The organism is Flavisericum labens (assembly GCF_045446075.1).
Lineage (GTDB): Bacteria > Bacteroidota > Bacteroidia > Flavobacteriales > Flavobacteriaceae > Flavisericum > Flavisericum labens.
Genome location: NZ_JBJJBQ010000007.1, coordinates 95,410 through 111,807, shown reverse-complemented (window position 1 = coordinate 111,807; position 16,398 = coordinate 95,410). Strand labels below are relative to the sequence as shown.

The 16,398-nt window shown below is 32.8% G+C and carries 16 protein-coding genes; 4 read left to right on the top strand and 12 right to left on the bottom strand.

Annotation, left to right across the window (positions count from 1 at the left end; translation table 11 throughout):
• Positions 1-186 precede the first annotated feature (186 nt).
• Together ACIEHO_RS12330 and ACIEHO_RS12325 are read left to right on the top strand one after the other, a co-directional pair.
• Complete coding sequence (locus ACIEHO_RS12330; RefSeq protein ID WP_406972130.1) at positions 187-1,332, top strand: M14 family zinc carboxypeptidase; 1,146 nt, start codon at positions 187-189, stop codon at positions 1,330-1,332.
• A gap of 70 nt (positions 1,333-1,402) precedes the next feature.
• Positions 1,403-1,882 (top strand): Lrp/AsnC family transcriptional regulator, encoded by a 480-nt coding sequence (locus ACIEHO_RS12325; protein WP_406972128.1) that lies wholly within the window; start codon positions 1,403-1,405, stop codon positions 1,880-1,882.
• Positions 1,883-2,115: 233 nt separating this feature from the next.
• Here the strand turns inward: ACIEHO_RS12325 and ACIEHO_RS12320 are convergent, their stop codons facing one another.
• The 3 genes from ACIEHO_RS12320 to ACIEHO_RS12310 are packed head-to-tail and all read right to left on the bottom strand — an operon-like array spanning position 2,116 to position 4,579.
• Positions 2,116-3,393 (bottom strand): nucleotide sugar dehydrogenase, encoded by a 1,278-nt coding sequence (locus tag ACIEHO_RS12320; protein WP_406972126.1) that lies wholly within the window; start codon positions 3,391-3,393, stop codon positions 2,116-2,118.
• A 4-nt stretch (positions 3,394-3,397) separates the two neighbouring features.
• The gene (locus ACIEHO_RS12315; protein ID WP_406972124.1) at positions 3,398-3,571 is read right to left on the bottom strand and encodes a hypothetical protein; all 174 of its coding nucleotides are present in this window, start codon (positions 3,569-3,571) and stop codon (positions 3,398-3,400) included.
• A gap of 9 nt (positions 3,572-3,580) precedes the next feature.
• Positions 3,581-4,579, bottom strand: coding sequence for an SDR family oxidoreductase (locus ACIEHO_RS12310; protein ID WP_406972122.1), 999 nt, complete (start codon positions 4,577-4,579; stop codon positions 3,581-3,583).
• A gap of 546 nt (positions 4,580-5,125) precedes the next feature.
• Here ACIEHO_RS12310 and ACIEHO_RS12305 point away from each other — a divergent pair.
• A complete protein-coding gene (locus ACIEHO_RS12305; protein WP_406972120.1) occupies positions 5,126-6,259 on the top strand; it encodes a DegT/DnrJ/EryC1/StrS family aminotransferase in 1,134 nt (377 codons plus the stop codon).
• A 23-nt stretch (positions 6,260-6,282) separates the two neighbouring features.
• On the opposite strand, the gene aroB is transcribed toward ACIEHO_RS12305, so the two are convergent.
• The 5 genes from aroB to ACIEHO_RS12280 form a co-directional block, all read right to left on the bottom strand.
• Positions 6,283-7,350, bottom strand: a complete 1,068-nt coding sequence (gene aroB, locus ACIEHO_RS12300; RefSeq protein ID WP_406972118.1) for a 3-dehydroquinate synthase — start codon at positions 7,348-7,350, stop codon at positions 6,283-6,285.
• A gap of 131 nt (positions 7,351-7,481) precedes the next feature.
• Positions 7,482-8,552 (bottom strand): polysaccharide biosynthesis protein, encoded by a 1,071-nt coding sequence (locus tag ACIEHO_RS12295; RefSeq protein ID WP_406972116.1) that lies wholly within the window; start codon positions 8,550-8,552, stop codon positions 7,482-7,484.
• A 94-nt stretch (positions 8,553-8,646) separates the two neighbouring features.
• Positions 8,647-9,243, bottom strand: a complete 597-nt coding sequence (locus ACIEHO_RS12290; protein WP_406972114.1) for a sugar transferase — start codon at positions 9,241-9,243, stop codon at positions 8,647-8,649.
• Positions 9,233-9,616 carry a hypothetical protein gene (locus ACIEHO_RS12285; protein WP_406972112.1) on the bottom strand — a complete coding sequence of 128 codons (384 nt, stop codon included), beginning with the start codon at positions 9,614-9,616 and terminating at the stop codon, positions 9,233-9,235. The genes ACIEHO_RS12290 and ACIEHO_RS12285 overlap by 11 nt, the downstream gene beginning before the upstream one ends.
• Before the next feature lie 33 nt (positions 9,617-9,649).
• Positions 9,650-10,849, bottom strand: a complete 1,200-nt coding sequence (locus tag ACIEHO_RS12280) for an alanine dehydrogenase (protein ID WP_406972110.1) — start codon at positions 10,847-10,849, stop codon at positions 9,650-9,652.
• 186 nt (positions 10,850-11,035) lie between these two features.
• On the opposite strand from ACIEHO_RS12280, the gene ACIEHO_RS12275 reads away from it, so the two are divergent.
• Positions 11,036-13,462, top strand: coding sequence for an outer membrane beta-barrel protein (locus ACIEHO_RS12275; protein ID WP_406972108.1), 2,427 nt, complete (start codon positions 11,036-11,038; stop codon positions 13,460-13,462).
• Here ACIEHO_RS12275 and ACIEHO_RS12270 read toward each other — a convergent pair.
• From ACIEHO_RS12270 to porX, 4 genes are all read right to left on the bottom strand, one after another.
• The gene (locus tag ACIEHO_RS12270) at positions 13,459-14,001 is read right to left on the bottom strand and encodes a hypothetical protein (RefSeq protein ID WP_406972106.1); all 543 of its coding nucleotides are present in this window, start codon (positions 13,999-14,001) and stop codon (positions 13,459-13,461) included. The genes ACIEHO_RS12275 and ACIEHO_RS12270 overlap by 4 nt on opposite strands.
• On the bottom strand, positions 13,943-14,086 hold the full coding sequence (locus tag ACIEHO_RS12265; protein ID WP_406972104.1) for a hypothetical protein: 144 nt from the start codon (positions 14,084-14,086) through the stop codon (positions 13,943-13,945). Before ACIEHO_RS12265 ends, ACIEHO_RS12270 begins: the two co-directional genes overlap by 59 nt.
• A gap of 196 nt (positions 14,087-14,282) precedes the next feature.
• A complete protein-coding gene (gene tsaE, locus ACIEHO_RS12260; protein WP_406972102.1) occupies positions 14,283-14,687 on the bottom strand; it encodes a tRNA (adenosine(37)-N6)-threonylcarbamoyltransferase complex ATPase subunit type 1 TsaE in 405 nt (134 codons plus the stop codon).
• 91 nt (positions 14,688-14,778) lie between these two features.
• Positions 14,779-16,326 (bottom strand): T9SS response regulator signal transducer PorX, encoded by a 1,548-nt coding sequence (gene porX / locus ACIEHO_RS12255; RefSeq protein ID WP_406972100.1) that lies wholly within the window; start codon positions 16,324-16,326, stop codon positions 14,779-14,781.
• Between the last annotated feature and the right edge of the window lie 72 nt (positions 16,327-16,398).

Here is a 16,398-nt window from a genome sequence, read left to right as displayed (position 1 = left end):
ATTTAAAACAATTTATATAAATGAAAAACAACATGTTAAAAGGGTGATTATTTGATTTGGTAGATTTCATCTTCAATTGTCCGGTTTTCACAACTTCACGTGTTGATAAAAGTAAACAAAGTAGTTAAATTAATTGTTTACAAATGTAAATTTGTAAATGTTTACATTTGTCACAAAGAAAATAACATGGAAATATTCCGATTAAAAGAGTTGTATTTAAGCCACAAAGAAAGTAGTTTATCTCACCGTTATATTACCAACAAAAACATCGAGCCTTTACTTGATAAATTGAGAAATTTTTTAATTGTAGAAGCCCTTGGTAAATCCGTTTTGGGTAAACCTATTTACGGATTGAAAATTGGTGAAGGAAAAAAACGGATACTCATGTGGTCGCAAATGCATGGTAACGAATCTACCACAACAAAAGCTCTATTCGACTTACTTAGTACTTTAATTGATAAAACTTCAGGTTTAGACTATATTTTAAAAAGTTGCACATTATTTATAATACCCATTTTAAATCCGGATGGGGCAGAAGCTTATACTCGAATAAATGCCAACAATGTTGACTTAAATAGAGATGCGCAAAATCTATCGCAACCAGAAAGTAAAATTTTAAAGGAAGCATTTACAAGTTTTAAACCCCATTTTTGTTATAATTTACATGGGCAGCGCACTATTTTTAGTGCCGGCAACACAAATAAATCAGCTATAGTATCCTTTTTGTCCCCTGCACAGGATAAAGACTGTAGGGTTACGCCAAACCGAATGGTGTCTATGGAGGTTATTGCCGTTATGAATCAGGTCTTGCAAGGAATTATACCAAATCAAGTAGGTATATATGATGATGCTTTTAACATAAATTGTGTTGGTGATACTTTTCAAAGTGAAAATGTGCCTACCATGCTTTTTGAAGCTGGTCATTTTCCAGAGGATTATAGCCGGGAAAAAACAAGAGAACTCATTTATATTTCTTATTTATCATCTTTGAACTATATATCGAAAAATGAAATTACAGGACAATTTCATGAATCTTATTTTGATATTTCTGAAAATGGAAAGTGTTTTTTTGATGTAATTATACGTAATGCATTGTCGGAAGGAAAACAAATTGATATTGCTTTTCAGTTTCAAGAGCGGCTAAAAGATGGTGAAATTAAATTTATTCCGAGAGTGGTAAAAATGGAAAAGTTAAATTACCATTTTGGTCACAAAGAGATTGATGCTCAGGGAAATGAAGTTTTTGGAGCGGAAGGTGAGGTGTTAAAAATGGATTACGAAAACGTTTTCGTGGTGTTAAAAAATGAAAAAACCTTATTGTTTTCAAAATAAAGCCTATCAATTATATGTTATTTTTGAAGAAAATGTATTAATTTTGCTTTTTATTTAAGAATAGTTAATTATGGGGAAAATTAAATTAGACGAAATCGACCATCAAATTCTTGATATGTTGATTGATAACACAAGAATTCCGTTTACGGATATTGCAAAAAAATTATTAATCTCAGCAGGTACAGTCCATGTTCGCGTAAAAAAAATGGAGGAAGCTGGGATAATAAAAGGCTCTTCTTTGATGTTGGATTACAAAAAGCTCGGGTACTCATTTATAGCCTATGTAGGTGTCTATTTAAATAATACTTCTCAAACCAAATTCGTTTTGGAGCGCATTAACGAAATAGCTTTTGTTACGGTAGCGCATATTACTACTGGTAAGTTTAATATTTTCTGTAAAATTAGAGCGCGAAGCACGGAGCATGCAAAGGAAGTTATTTTCCTGTTGGACGATATAGAAGGGGTTTACAGGACGGAAACCATGATTTCTTTAGAAGAGAGCATCAATGATAAAAAACGTTTGATGCACTCGATATTTAATGATTTGTAGTTTACATCGAAAAAGATTAATTTTTAAAAAAAGTTCCCTTTTAAAAGGGAACTTTTTTTATGTGTAAAAGTCATTTTTTGGATAAAGTGCATTTCAATGATTTTTACATGCCTGATTAATACATAGTAAGCAGGAACAATAATACTAATTTTGTTTTGCATACTGAATGGGTTTTGAGTATCTAATTAATTATTAGAGAATTATATTATAGAAAATATAGTAGGGTATATAATTTATAGACGCCCATCGTATTTCTTTGTAATACCTTTAACATCATACACAATGCCGTTAGGACTTAACAACTTATCTAAATTTAAGTCTAAATACTCTTTATGTGCTACGGTTATTACTATCGCATGAAATTTTCCTACGGGTAACTTTTGTGAAGTTTTTACATTGTATTCGTGATTTACCTCATCAGGAGAGGCCCAAGGGTCATATACCGAAACTTCAGTTCCGTAGCTTTTCAATTGATTTATTACATCTACAGCCTTGGTGTTTCTAACATCAGGGCAATTTTCTTTAAATGTAATACCGAGGGCTAAAATCTTAGCTCCTTTGATTCGGATATCATTTTTCACCATCAACTTTATAATTTCTGAGGCAACATATTGTCCCATGCTATCATTAACACGTCTTCCTACTAAAATAATTTCTGGGTGATAACCAACTTCCTGTGCTTTTTGAGCTAAATAATATGGGTCTACACCAATACAATGACCACCAACCAAACCAGGTTTAAAAGGAAGGAAATTCCATTTTGTGCCAGCGGCCTCCAGAACAGCATGAGTGTCAATATTCATTAAATTGAATATTTTAGCCAACTCATTTACAAAAGCAATATTAATATCTCTTTGTGAGTTTTCAATAACCTTTGCAGCCTCAGCGACTTTTATAGTAGGGGCGAGGTGCGTGCCAGCTGTAATTACACTTGCGTATAAGTTATTTACTTTTTTCCCTATTTCCGGAGTAGAGCCAGCCGTTACTTTTAAAATTTTATCTACCGTATGCTCTTTGTCACCTGGATTAATTCTTTCTGGCGAATAACCAGCATAAAAATCTAGGTTAAAATTTAGGCCACTTACTTTTTCTAAAATGGGAACACACTCATCTTCCGTAACTCCAGGATATACGGTTGATTCATAAATAACAATATCACCTTTCTTCAGTACTTTTCCAACCGTTTCACTAGACTTGTATAAAGGTGTTAAATCTGGCCTGTTATTTTTATCTATAGGAGTTGGAACAGTAACGATATAAAAGTTACAATCTTTTATATCCTCCAAATTCGAAGAACAATATAAGCCTATAGTAGAATCAGAACTATCTTTAAGCACTGCTTTTAGAACATGGTCTTCAATTTCTAGAGTGACATCTCTACCTTGTTGTAATTCAGTAATTCGATTTTCATTAATATCGAATCCCACAACTGAATATTTTGTAGCGAATAAACGGGCTAGTGGTAACCCCACATAACCCAATCCTATAATGGCTATTTTTTCTTCATTCATAATATTATAGTTTATTTACCAATTGAGGAATATTCATAGCCATAGGGAGTTTTGACACATATTCAAGATTCCATGCATATTTACGTTTTTTGTTAATATCAGGGTTCTTGGGCGTAATGACCATGGTTGATCCACCAACATATCCGTCGCCAATACAATAAACGTTTTTAATTTCCATTATGGTTTCTTACTTTAAATTTTTCCAATACCAAGCTACTGCTTCTTTCAATCCGCCGCCAATATCGTATTTAGGTTGATAATTTAATAGTGTTTTGGCTTTGTCAATGGATGCTAATGAGTGTGGGATATCTCCAACGCGATTTTCCCGATGTTTGATATCAACATCCTTAATCGAGCTATCAAACTCAGACAGATATTCTTTTAGCAAAGTAGCCAGTTCCAAAAGTGTGGTGCGTTCTCCATAGGCCACATTGTAAACCGTATTAAGGGCTTTTTTATTTTCCGTTGTAAGGGCATTGATGTTCATTTGAACCACGTTATTAATATAAGTAAAGTCTCGAGAATAACTTCCGTCGCCATTAATAATGGGCGATTCGTGTCTTATAAATTGATGCACAAATTTAGGTATAACAGCTGCATAAGCGCCATTAGGGTCTTGTCGTCTTCCAAAAACATTAAAGTATCTAAGCCCTATAGTATCTAAGCCATACGTTTTATGAAAAATATCGGCATATAATTCATTTACATATTTGGTAATAGCATAAGGCGATAATGGTTTACCAATAACTTCTTCTACTTTGGGCAAGGCTTCATGGTCGCCATAGGTTGATGAACTCGCTGCATATACAAAACGTTTAACTCCTGCATCACGAGCAGCGACTAACATATTTAAAAATCCGGATACATTTACATCGTTAGTTGTAATAGGGTCTTTTATAGAACGAGGGACCGAACCTAATGCCGCTTGGTGTAATACGTAATCCATATTTGAACAGGCCTTCTCGCAGTCTTTTAAGTTGCGAATATCGCCTTCAATTAATTTGAAATTTTCATTATCGAGGAAAGGTTCAATATTTTCTCTTTTTCCTGTAGAAAAGTTGTCAAGGCAAACAACATTTATATTGTTGTCCAACAAGGTTTCAATAAGGTTTGACCCTATAAAACCAGCACCACCGGTAACAAGTATTTTTTGATTACTTAAATTGTTAGCTTGTTGAGTAGTCATGGTAAATTTGAGGTTTTATTTATTAAAGCAAATATTAAAAAAAAATATCCAAGAACCTGCACTATTTATCTCAAGGTTTGGTTTTTTCTTCCGAAAAACAATTTTTTTTTCAATAACCTAGATCTATGTGTATATTTTAAATGTTTTTTACTAAAATAAAATTATCCAATAAAACTTGGTAAATGATAATCTAGATTTTCTTGTGATTTCTTATCTTGTACTATCGGTTATTTAATTTGTTTTAAAAAACTCTTAAATGTATTTAACCGATTACAATTACGCTTTTAGCAAAATAAGAAAAAACCCAGTTTAAAAACAGATTAAAATATACAAGATTTAGTCAAGCTCTCATAAATTATAATTGTTTTATTGGCAAATCATAATATATATATATATTAAAACAGTTAAAACAATATTAAGTTATTAGTTAAAATGTTGTTACATGAAAAACAAGAGAGTTGTCTCAATTATTTTGTGGGACATGTGGCGGTTATAATTCTAAAAATATAGGCTTGTGCTTGTTGCGCGGATTTTTAAATAAGTTAAATGTTGACCAAATCGAAAATATACTTGTCTTCACCGCATATGGGTGGCTCTGAACAAAAGTTTGTAAACGAAGCATTTTTAACCAATTGGATAGCACCTTTAGGCTCTAATGTTAACGGGTTTGAGCAGGACTTAAAAGATTATATTGGAGGTAACAAATATGTTGCGGCCTTAAGTTCTGGTACAGCTGCGATTCATATGGCCTTACAATTATTGGGTGTTACAAATGGAGATGAGGTTATTTGCCAAAGTTTTACTTTTTCTGCTTCTGCAAACCCTATTATTTACCAAGGGGCTGTACCAGTATTTGTTGATAGTGAAAGAGATACTTGGAATATGTCACCAGAATTATTAGAGATTGCTATTCAAGACCGAATCCAAAAGTATAAAAAGCCAAAAGCTATTATAGCCGTGCATTTATATGGAATGCCTTATAAATTCAAGGAAATAAATGAGGTGGCCAGAAAGTATAATATTCCAGTGGTAGAAGACAGTGCGGAGGCCTTAGGCAGTAAATATCATGATGCGTTTTGTGGAACACTTTCTGATATAGGTGTTTTTTCCTTTAATGGCAATAAAATTATTACCACATCGGGAGGTGGGGCTTTAGTGGTTAACTCTCAGTCACAAAAAGAAAAGGTCGTTTTTTTGGCTAGCCAAGCTAGAGATAATGCGCCACACTATGAACACTCAACGGTAGGGTTTAATTATAGAATGAGCAATGTTCTGGCGGGGATAGGTAGAGGTCAAATGGAAGTGCTTGATGAACGAGTTGCTGCAAGAAGAGCGAATTTTAACTTTTATAAAAAACATTTATCGAATATTGATGGTATCTCTTTTTTGGAAGAGCCTAAAAATTTTTTTTCCAATAGGTGGATTACTTGTATTACAACTATATCTTTTGAATTGCGAGAAAAAATCCGTGTTCACTTACAAGAAGAGCTCATAGAAACAAGGCCTCTATGGAAACCTATGCATATGCAGCCTGTTTTTAAAGATTGTGTGCATTTTGCAAATGGTGTTTCAGAAGATTTATTTAATAGGGGCCTTTGTTTGCCAAGTGGTTCTAACTTAACTCAAGATGATTTAGAGAGAATACTCCATAAAATAATAAAAACCCTCAGCTATAAATAAAGACTACTTTTCCTTCGTTTAATTTATACAGAATAATACTCAATAGATTCAATAATCAAATTCTCATCAACCGTGCAATCTAATTTATGTTTTCCAATATCTTCAAGGAGCACAAAATTTATACTACCATGGCTGTTTTTCTTGTCGTACTTAAGCAAATCTATAATGGGAGCATAATCAGTTTTATCGATGGTTACTTTTCCGTAATAACCAATAAATAAAGACTTGATATCATCAACTAAACCTTTTGGAAAACCTAAAAGTTCTGCTGATATATAGCACTCTAAAATCATACCTATAACAATAGCTTCTCCATGTAATAAAGTTGATTTTTCAGGATGACTTAAGAAATGGGACTCTACGGCGTGCCCAAGCGTGTGACCAAAGTTGAGTGATTTTCGCAATCCATTTTCAAAAGGGTCTTGTTCAACCACATTTTTTTTGATAATCACTGACTCATGGATGAGTCTATCTAAATCATTTAGTGATAGTTTCGATAAGTCTAAGAAGTTGTTCCAGTAACCTTCACCGGTAATTAACCCGTGCTTCAACATTTCGGCCAATCCAGAACGCATCTGGTTTTGGGGCAGAGTTTCCAAATAATCAGTGTCAATTAGAACCAAATTAGGGTTACTTATCACGCCTATTTGATTTTTTAAAGCACCAAGGTCAACTCCAGTTTTTCCACCAACCGAGGCATCAACCATAGAGAGTAGCGTGGTAGGCACATTTATATAAGCTATACCGCGTTTAAAGGTACATGCTACAAAACCACCTAAATCTGTAATAACGCCACCACCGATGTTTATCAATAAACTTTTTCGGTCGGCATTAAGTTCAGAAAGGGCATTCCAAACACCAACACAGGTATCAATAGTTTTATTTATTTCACCAGATTCTATTTCAATAATTTCAACTTCAGCATCAGAGTAAAGTTTCTCTAAAAATTTTGGCAAACAAAACTGATGCGTATTCTCATCAACTAAAATAAAGACCTTAGAAAAGTTCTGTTCTTTAAGGTGCTGGTTTAGTGATGTGTAACAGGTTTCGTTGAAATGAATAATACTATCATTTGCTGTAATAGAATCCATAATTATGATGTGTGTTTTTTAACGCCGTGAAATTAAGGAGATTTTATAAAAAATGACAACTTCATTAAAATTATATTTCAATAAATTTTAGTTTGGCTTTGTAAAAGCCGCTGATTGACAAAGTAATTAAATTAGAGATAACCTTTTAAAATTGATTTAATTTCTGAATGTGTTGTAAATGGGGTTATCCGTTTTAATTCTGAAAAATCAAAAGGTTTTAAAATTGATTTTCTTTTTTCTTTTATCAATAAAATATTATCAATATAAGTAGTGGTTAAAGTTTCATTTTCAGTGGTGATATCTTCAAAAAGTTTTTCTCCCGGACGCAATCCCGTGTATTTTACTTCAACATCTGTTAGTTCTTTGGAATAAATCTTAGCCAAACGTTCAATTAAATCCATAATTTTAATAGGCGCTCCCATGTCGAACGTAAACATATTTTCATTGGTTTTGTCAAAATGGGCAATTTTTAATATTAGATTACAGGCTTTACTTTTACAAATAAAATATCTGGAAATTTCTGGATGAGTGATTGTAATGGGCGTTCCGTTTTCTAGTTGTTCTTTCACCAAAGGAACAATAGAACCATTAGACCCAAGGATATTACCGAATCTGGTAATGAAAAAGGCTGTTTTCCCCTTTGAATTTAGAAACGTAAGATGCTTTTCTGAAATACGTTTAGACATACCCATAATACTGGCCGGTTTTACAGCCTTATCAGTTGAGACGAAAATAAATTTCTTAACCATATATTCTATGGATAATTCAGCCAACAGTTTGGTGCCAAAAATATTAGTTTGTATCGCTTCCATGGGATGTTTTTCCATTAAAGGGACATGCTTGTAGGCCGCAGTATGAAAAACGATTGTGGGATTGTGCTTTTTAAAAAGAAAACTTAAGGATTGAAAATCATTGATATTTAGTAGGTGAAATTCCACTTCACATTGGTCTTCAAATTCAAACGCCTTAATCAAACTATAAAGAGGAGACTCAGCCATATCAACTAAAATAAGTTGCTTAAACGGGCTGTTTATCAATTGTTTATATAGTTCACTGCCAATAGTGCCTGCTGCACCGGTTATTAAAATAGTTTCTTCAGAGAAATTAAAATTACTTGAATAGCGTGTAGGTTCTGTCTGGTTTTGAAATAAACCACTATCAATTAACAATTGATCTATTTGACTGGCTAAGGATTTATTCATGGGCATACTTTCTCTAAAGTAAGGCTTTAAAGCTAAATGATTAACACAAAGTATGAATATTTTGTTTTACGCCAAAACCTTAATGGAGTTGGTTTTAATTTATGATAATATGAACTACAGTGAGCCAAATAAGCTTTAAATCGAAAAAGAAATTTCTTTTTTTTATGTATTCTTTATTTAATTTTAATTTCTCTGGAATAATAGTTTTAATAAAAAACTCTTCGGGGTCATCAGCAGCTTTCAACAGCTCAACCTCATTTCTGTATTTTAAAGAGGCTAACCCGGTAATACCCGGCCGTACTTGAAAGATTTTCATATCGTCATCATCGTAAAGATTTACGTAATATCTCAATTCTGGTCTTGGGCCAACAAAACTCATGTCGCCCTTTAAAATATTTATAAGTTGAGGGAATTCATCAATTTTATAGCGGCGCAAAAAACAACCTATTTTTGTAATTCTAGTATCGTTGTTTCCTAAGGTCAGTAAACCCTTTTTGTCGGACTCAATACGCATAGTTCTAAATTTATAGATATTGAAGTCTTTATTGTTTTTTCCTACGCGACCTTGTGCAAACAGTACAGGGCCTTTCGAATCAATTTTTATAAATAACGCAATAGCGAGAAGAATAGGAGATAAAAGAACAATTCCTATTATGGAAAAAACAATATCGAAAATCCGTTTAATTACCAATTGGCTCCAACTTTATGTTTGTGATGGTGGCAATACTATCACAATTTTCAATTGTTAAAAAAACTTCATTATTTTCAAATTCTCCCTCAACCATATAAAGTCCACATGGTTCCTTCCTTGGATTACTTTCGGAAAAATCAATATCGCCTTTTCTTAAAACTTTTATAATTTCCGCCGAATCTATGTTATTGTTCATCAACGTATTCTGTATCGACTCACTATAAACTACTTTTTTACTATTAATATTTTTAATAACCCGTGCCCCAGGACCATAGCTGCAGGAGGTTTTTTTTCCACTTAAAAAAAAAGCCAATATAATTAATCCTATGGCAAAGCCACCTAAATAATAGCCTATACGCTGTATTAGTTTCATGTTGTTTGATTATAAAAACTGAAAAAAATGGAATTAAAATATGAGCAAGTTAACGTCGTTGTAGTCTAAATTGAACCACTCGGCTACAGATTTGTTCGTTAAAATTCCGTGGTAAAAATACAATCCATTTTTTAAACCTTTATCAAATCTCAAAGAATTTTCTATACCACCTTCTTCTCCTATTTGTAGCAAATAAGGTGTGAACATATTACTTATTGAAACCGAAGAAGTCCTGGGGTATTTTGCAGGAATATTGGGAACACAATAGTGAACTACATCATGCTTGATGAATGTTGGGTTTTTATGAGTAGTTACCTCGCTAGATTCAAAGCAGCCTCCCATGTCAATGCTAACATCAATTATTATAGCCCCTTTTTTCATGGTGTGCACTAAATCTTCTGAAACAACAATAGGAGATCTATTAACTCCCCGCACTGCACCAATAACAACATCACAACGTCTAAGCGCTTTTTTTAAATTTTTTGGCTGAATAGTAGATGTGAATATAGAGCGTCCCAAATGAGATTGTAGACGTCTTAATTTTGTAATTGAGTTATCAAAAACTTTAACTCCAGCGCCTAAACCAATGGCGCCACGAGCAGCAAACTCACCAACTGTCCCAGCTCCTAAAATAACCACTTCAACAGGGGGTACACCGCTTATATTTCCAAACATGAGTCCATTTCCACTCTTTGGGTCAGACATTAATTCTGAAGCAATTAAAATTGACGCCGTTCCTGCAATTTCACTTAACGATTTTACAGCCGGGTAATTGCCATCTGCATCTCTTATAAATTCAAAAGCCAATGCCGTTATACGCTTTGAAGCCAGTGTCTCAAAATATTTTTTTGACTGTGTCTTTAATTGTAGTGCAGAAATTAAAATGGCTTGTGGATTGATAAGTTTTATTTGTTCAAGGGTAGGTGGTTCAACTTTAAGAATCATTGGGCAAGAAAAAACTTTAGCCGTGTCTTTTGTTATTTCTGCTCCTGCTTCACTGTAGTCCTTATCACTAAAATTTGCACCTTCTCCTGCGCCAGATTCCATTAAAACCCTATGGCCATTACCTACAAGAGCGTAAACAGCGTCTGGAGTTAAACAAACGCGTTTTTCTTGAAATGCAGTTTCCTTGGGTATTCCTATAAATAATTCACCTTTTTTTTTAAAGATCTCTAAAGTTTCTTCTTGAGGCAACAGCTGTTGCTTTGTGAAAGGAGAAAGTGATTTAGCCATAGTGAGTTTGTTAAAAAATTCAAATTACAAATTATTTTCTAAAGGTAATATAATGTGTAAAAGATTTTGAATTTTTTGCCCATCTCGTCAATTTTGGTTGATGTGGGAAAAAACTTTTTCACTATTGTGGTTTTGCCCCATATAGGTTTCGTTTAATTATTATAAATTTGTGTTATAACTTGCTTTATGGCCAAACAGTTTCTTTTATATTTTGGGTTGCTATTTTCTGTTTTAGGTTTCTCTCAAGAGTTTAGTGTTTCGGGCAGCGTTAAAGACACAGATAAAAAGCCTATTGCATATGCCAATGTGGTCTTGGTCACCAGTGATAGTGGTGAGCTTTATTTGGGTGTTACTACTGACGAACAGGGGGAGTTTAGCATTAGAGGTATAAGCCCAGGAACTTATCTTTTTAAAGTAACCTACATGGGCTACGAAGGGTTGTCAAAAGAGGTGTTTGTTGAAACAAATCTGTCTTTAGAAAATATAATTCTTAAAGAAAATTTACTTGAACTTGATGGCGTAACCGTTGTCGCAAAAAGACCTACCGTAAAGCGCCTTGTAGATAGATTGGTTTTTAATGTTGAAAACTCGACGCTTTCAACTACCAATGCTCTTGATGTTTTGATGCATGCCCCGGGGGTGATAGTTAATAATAATACTATTACGGTTAAACAAATGGTACCCATCATTTATATAAACGATAGGAGGGTGCACCTGTCAATCAACGAAATTCAACAACTTTTAGAGGGTACCTCGGCAACAAATATTAAATCTATTGAAGTTATTACAAGTCCTCCCGCCAAATATGAAGCAGAGGGTGGCTCTGTTATAAACATAGTAACGAACAAAAATATGGTTGCGGGATATAATGGAAGTGTGTTTGGTAATTATAAGCAGGGTAGTGAGTTTCCAAAGTATGCATTTGGTACCAGTCACTTTTTTAAAACCAAAAAACTTAATACTTATTTAAATTATAGCATAAATCCACGGAAAGATTTCAGAAATAATGACGAGCATGTCAATTTTATTGAAAACGACCAAGTAACTACCAGTTGGGAAACTGATTATAATCGGATTCGCGAAAGGGCCAACCAGAACATTAACGCTAATATTGATTATGAATTAAACGACAACAATAGTTTGGCATTTTCTACAAGTATGCTGCTAGCACCACGAGAAAATAGTAAGACTTTTGTGAAATCCAAAACACGGGTTTTTAGTTCTACACAAGAGTTGGATTCCATTTTTGATACTACTAACCGAGTGGTGGATGAAACATTTAATTTTGCATTTACTTTAGATTATATCCATAAATTTAAAAATAAAGGGGGAAAATTAATGGTTAGTGCGCATCATACTAATTATGAATCTTCTGATTTTCAAAATGTTGATACAGATTATTTACGTCCAGATGGATCCCTAATTAGACCAAATAGATTTCAAACATTTACAAGCAAAGAAATAAAACTTTACACAGGACAGGTTGATTATGAATTACCAATAAAAAATTCTGGTGTTTTTGAGGCTGGAGCAAAATTTTCCAATATCAATTCTGAAAATATTCTAACCCAATATGGATATGAAAATGGTAAAAGGTTTGAGGATGTTGACAATTCGGATGTCTTTTTGTACGATGAGTTTAATTACGCAGGCTATTTTAGTTTTTCTAAAGATTGGGATACGTGGAGTTTAAAACTGGGATTAAGAACAGAACTTACCGAAACTAAAGGCAATTCAATTTCTAAAAATACGGTTGTTGAAAACAATTATTTGAAATTTTTCCCATCATTTTATGTGTTGCATAAGTTAAATGAAAAAAATGAACTTTATTTTAATTATAATAGGCGCATTTATCGTCCAAGATACAGCCAATTAAATCCGTTTAAGTATTTTTTAAATGATAATGCCTACATAACTGGCGACCCTAACTTAAAACCTCAAATTGATGATAGCTTTACTTTCGGGTACACCGTAAATCAAAAATATACATTTGAAGCTTATTATCGTTATGAAAACAACCCCGCAATAGAGATTTTGTTTCAAGACAATGAAGAAAATATTTTAAAATATATGAATACTAATATTGATAAAAGTATATCCTATGGTTTAGATTTCACTACTTACACCCAACTTGCTAAACGTTGGAATATATATGTGCTTTCATCACTTTTTTATTACGATAATTACTTTTTTGCCGCCGAAAGAAACAACCAATTATGGGCTAACAATAAATGGTCCTTTTATGGTAGAGTTGATAATTATTTAAGCTTTTTAGAAGACCAAAGTCTGATAGTTGATCTATCATATTATTACATTTCGCCATCAGCGGAGGGAGTGTCTATAGTTAGTGCATCATCTAGTTTTAATCTTAATTTCAGAAAATTACTTTGGGATAAGAGAGCATCAATATCGATTGGAGTGGTTGATTTGTTTAATTCAAAAAACGTTAACCAAATTAATAAATACTTAAACCAAGATGTAACTATTAATTATGGACTTGAAAATAGGTTGTTTACCTTGAGCTTCAATTATAAATTTGGAAACTTTAAATTGAAGAACAACCAAAAGGAAATCGAGTTAAACGAGAGGGAACGATTGAAAAATAAAGATTAAAAATAATCTTTTACTTTACCCCAAAAGTTTTTTGGGGACATTTTAAACTCATCTTCCAATTCTTCCATGGATTTATTAGCTGAATTAACTTTGTTAAACATTTGTGCTCTAATTAAATATATGGTTGGTATGATAATGACCATTATTGGAATCAGAAAAATTAATTGATTGGAGTCAAAGTAATTCAAATCATCATTTAAGGAAACAAACCCTTGATAAGCATACATGGCAATTGGCACCAATAAAACATGATACCACCAATGCCTGCATGTAAAGAACCAAATAAACAATAAATATAATGGAATAATTTTCCCTGTTAAGATCCACATTGCCGTATTGGCATTTTCGAAAAAACCACTATTATATGTAAACAAAAAAGTGTCCCAAACTTGTTTGTCAGGAACACTTTCGTATAAATAAAATAAATAGGGTGTTATTGCTATCAAAGTAGCAACGATACTTCCTATTACAAGTCCTCTACTATCCTGCTGATGGTAGTTTTGTAATGGCGTCTTTTCTGATTGCTGTTTGTTGCTCATCTAAGTTATATTGATTTGCAGCTTGAGCCAAAAATAACATACCACCAAAAATCGCGAATGCAATTAAATACTTTTTAGTTTTCATAATTTAAGGGATTTAATTAATTAATAACTCAAATTTAGATAATCACTAGTCTGAGATAATTTGTTAAATGTTAAAATTATGTTAAAAACTGCGATTTCTTAAATACGGGCTGTGGGTTTCCCGTAAAACTAAAAAATATTAAGTGAAAATGTTATTTAAAAGGCATAGGCTGTAGATTTTTAGGGTTAATTAGAATTTATTCTAGGGTTAAAACTCTTTGATTTTTTTCGTCTAATTCCAATATTATTTTGTCATAAGAGGTATATAGAATCGTTTCAATTTTTTCAGGCCATTCTATGAGCTTCCAGTGTTCTGATTCTAAATAGTCTTCAATTCCGAAATTGTAAGCTTCTTCTAAATCATTAATGCGGTACAAATCAAAATGAAAAATTTTTTCTTTTTCCGAATTATATTCATTAACTATTGAAAAGGTAGGGCTACTAGCTTCATCATCACTGCCCAACGCTTTTACGATGTTTTTAATTAGAGTAGTTTTACCAACTCCCATGCCACCATAAAATAGTAATGTTTTGGATTTTGAATTCTTTACAATCTCACTGGCAACTTTTTCGACTTCATTTAGACTATAACAAATTTTCAATTTCAATATTATTTATAGCAATATTAGTAATTAAATTTCACAAATCCTAAAAATAAATGCGTTTCATCGGATATATTTACCGTTTATGGATTTATTTAGGGTTGAAAACCGCAAACGGAATTATCATTTCTTCTAAAGACACCCCTCCGTGCTGATAAGTATTTCGGTAATAGCTAACGTAATGGTTATAATTGTTAGGATAAGCAAAGAACAAATCACTTTTAGCAAAAATAAACGAACTGCTCATATTAATACTGGGTAGATGGAGTTTTTTGGGGTCTTTGGCAACCAAAACATCTTTATTATCAAAGGTTAGGCTTTTGCCTGTTTTGTATCTTAAATTTAAGCTAGTGTCTCTATCGCCTATAACTTTTGAAGGGTTTTTTACATTAATAGTACCATGATCGGTAGTTAAGATGAGTTTAAAGCCTAAACGCTGCGCTTGTTGTATCATTTCAAGAAGCGGAGAGTTTTTAAACCAGCTTAATGTTAGCGATCTATAGGCTTTGTCGTTAGATGCTAATTCTTTTACAACTTCCATTTCGGTTTTCGAATGCGAAAGCATATCTACAAAATTATAAACCACCACAGTCAAGTCGTTATTTTTTAGAGAATTGAAATTGTCAGCCAGTTTTTTTCCTGCCTTTAAGTTGGTTATTTTGTAATACTCATATTCCAGTTGGCTAAGCCCTAGTCGTTTTATTTGCGCATTTAAAAAATCTTCTTCGTGTAAATTTTTACCACCTTCCTCAGTATCGTTTTTCCAAAATTGAGGAAACAATTTTTCCATGTCGCTAGGCATCAATCCAGAAAAAATGGCATTTCTAGCATATTGTGTAGCGGTTGGCAAGATGCTGTAAAAAGCTTCTTCCTTTTCTTTTTTGTAGTAGTTATTGATTATAGGTTCGAAAACTTTCCATTGGTCATAACGTAAATTATCAATTACCACTAAAATGGTTGGCTGTTCCTTGCTTATTTCTGGAACAATACTTTCCTTAAATAATGTATGTGACATAATAGGCGCATCAGTATTGGGTTCAAACCAATCGGCATATTTTTTTTCGATAAATTTTCCAAACTGGATGTTTGCCTCAACCTTTTGGGATTCTAGTATTTCGAACATTCCTGCATCCTCAATATCTTCCAACTGAATTTCCCAATAAATAAGCTTCTGGTACAAGTTCACCCATTCTTCATAACTGTTTACCATAGATAAATCCATAGCAATTTTCCTAAATTCCTGCTGGTAGTTTGATGTAGTTTTTTCAGATATTAGCCTAGAATGGTCCAAATTCTTTTTTAAACTTAAAAGTATCTGATTGGGGTTGACAGGTTTTATGAGGTAATCTGCAATCTTGTTTCCAATAGCTTCCTCCATTATATATTCCTCCTCACTCTTTGTAATCATTACCACAGGAAGACTGTCTTTCTTTTCTTTTATACTGTTTAAAGTTTCAAGTCCAGTAAGTCCTGGCATATTTTCATCTAAAAATACAATATCGAAACTTTCATCTTCTAATATATCAATGGCTTCAGAGCCACTTTTGCAGGTAGTAACAGCGTAGTCTTTCTTTTCAAGGAATAATATATGCGGTTTTAGTAAGTCTATTTCGTCATCTACCCAAAGTATTTTTATCATTTTAGTGTAATTATTTATGTTATTGAAAGTGTTTTTAAGTATAACTTTATTAATTGAAAACGTTTCTTTTCA

Bases quoted from the DNA above. Each gene is read 5' to 3' on its own strand.
- ACIEHO_RS12320 (WP_406972126.1), bottom strand. From the start codon at position 3,393: ATGAATGAAGAAAAAATAGCCATTATAGGATTGGGTTATGTGGGGTTA.
- porX (WP_406972100.1), bottom strand. From the start codon at position 16,326: ATGATAAAAATACTTTGGGTAGATGACGAAATAGACTTACTAAAACCG.
- ACIEHO_RS12265 (WP_406972104.1), bottom strand. From the start codon at position 14,086: ATGAAAACTAAAAAGTATTTAATTGCATTCGCGATTTTTGGTGGTATG.
- ACIEHO_RS12270 (WP_406972106.1), bottom strand. From the start codon at position 14,001: ATGAGCAACAAACAGCAATCAGAAAAGACGCCATTACAAAACTACCAT.
- ACIEHO_RS12310 (WP_406972122.1), bottom strand. From the start codon at position 4,579: ATGACTACTCAACAAGCTAACAATTTAAGTAATCAAAAAATACTTGTT.
- ACIEHO_RS12285 (WP_406972112.1), bottom strand. From the start codon at position 9,616: ATGAAACTAATACAGCGTATAGGCTATTATTTAGGTGGCTTTGCCATA.
- ACIEHO_RS12275 (WP_406972108.1), top strand. From the start codon at position 11,036: ATGGCCAAACAGTTTCTTTTATATTTTGGGTTGCTATTTTCTGTTTTA.
- ACIEHO_RS12330 (WP_406972130.1), top strand. From the start codon at position 187: ATGGAAATATTCCGATTAAAAGAGTTGTATTTAAGCCACAAAGAAAGT.
- ACIEHO_RS12315 (WP_406972124.1), bottom strand. From the start codon at position 3,571: ATGGAAATTAAAAACGTTTATTGTATTGGCGACGGATATGTTGGTGGA.
- aroB (WP_406972118.1), bottom strand. From the start codon at position 7,350: ATGGATTCTATTACAGCAAATGATAGTATTATTCATTTCAACGAAACC.
- ACIEHO_RS12295 (WP_406972116.1), bottom strand. From the start codon at position 8,552: ATGAATAAATCCTTAGCCAGTCAAATAGATCAATTGTTAATTGATAGT.
- ACIEHO_RS12305 (WP_406972120.1), top strand. From the start codon at position 5,126: ATGTTGACCAAATCGAAAATATACTTGTCTTCACCGCATATGGGTGGC.
- ACIEHO_RS12280 (WP_406972110.1), bottom strand. From the start codon at position 10,849: ATGGCTAAATCACTTTCTCCTTTCACAAAGCAACAGCTGTTGCCTCAA.
- ACIEHO_RS12325 (WP_406972128.1), top strand. From the start codon at position 1,403: ATGGGGAAAATTAAATTAGACGAAATCGACCATCAAATTCTTGATATG.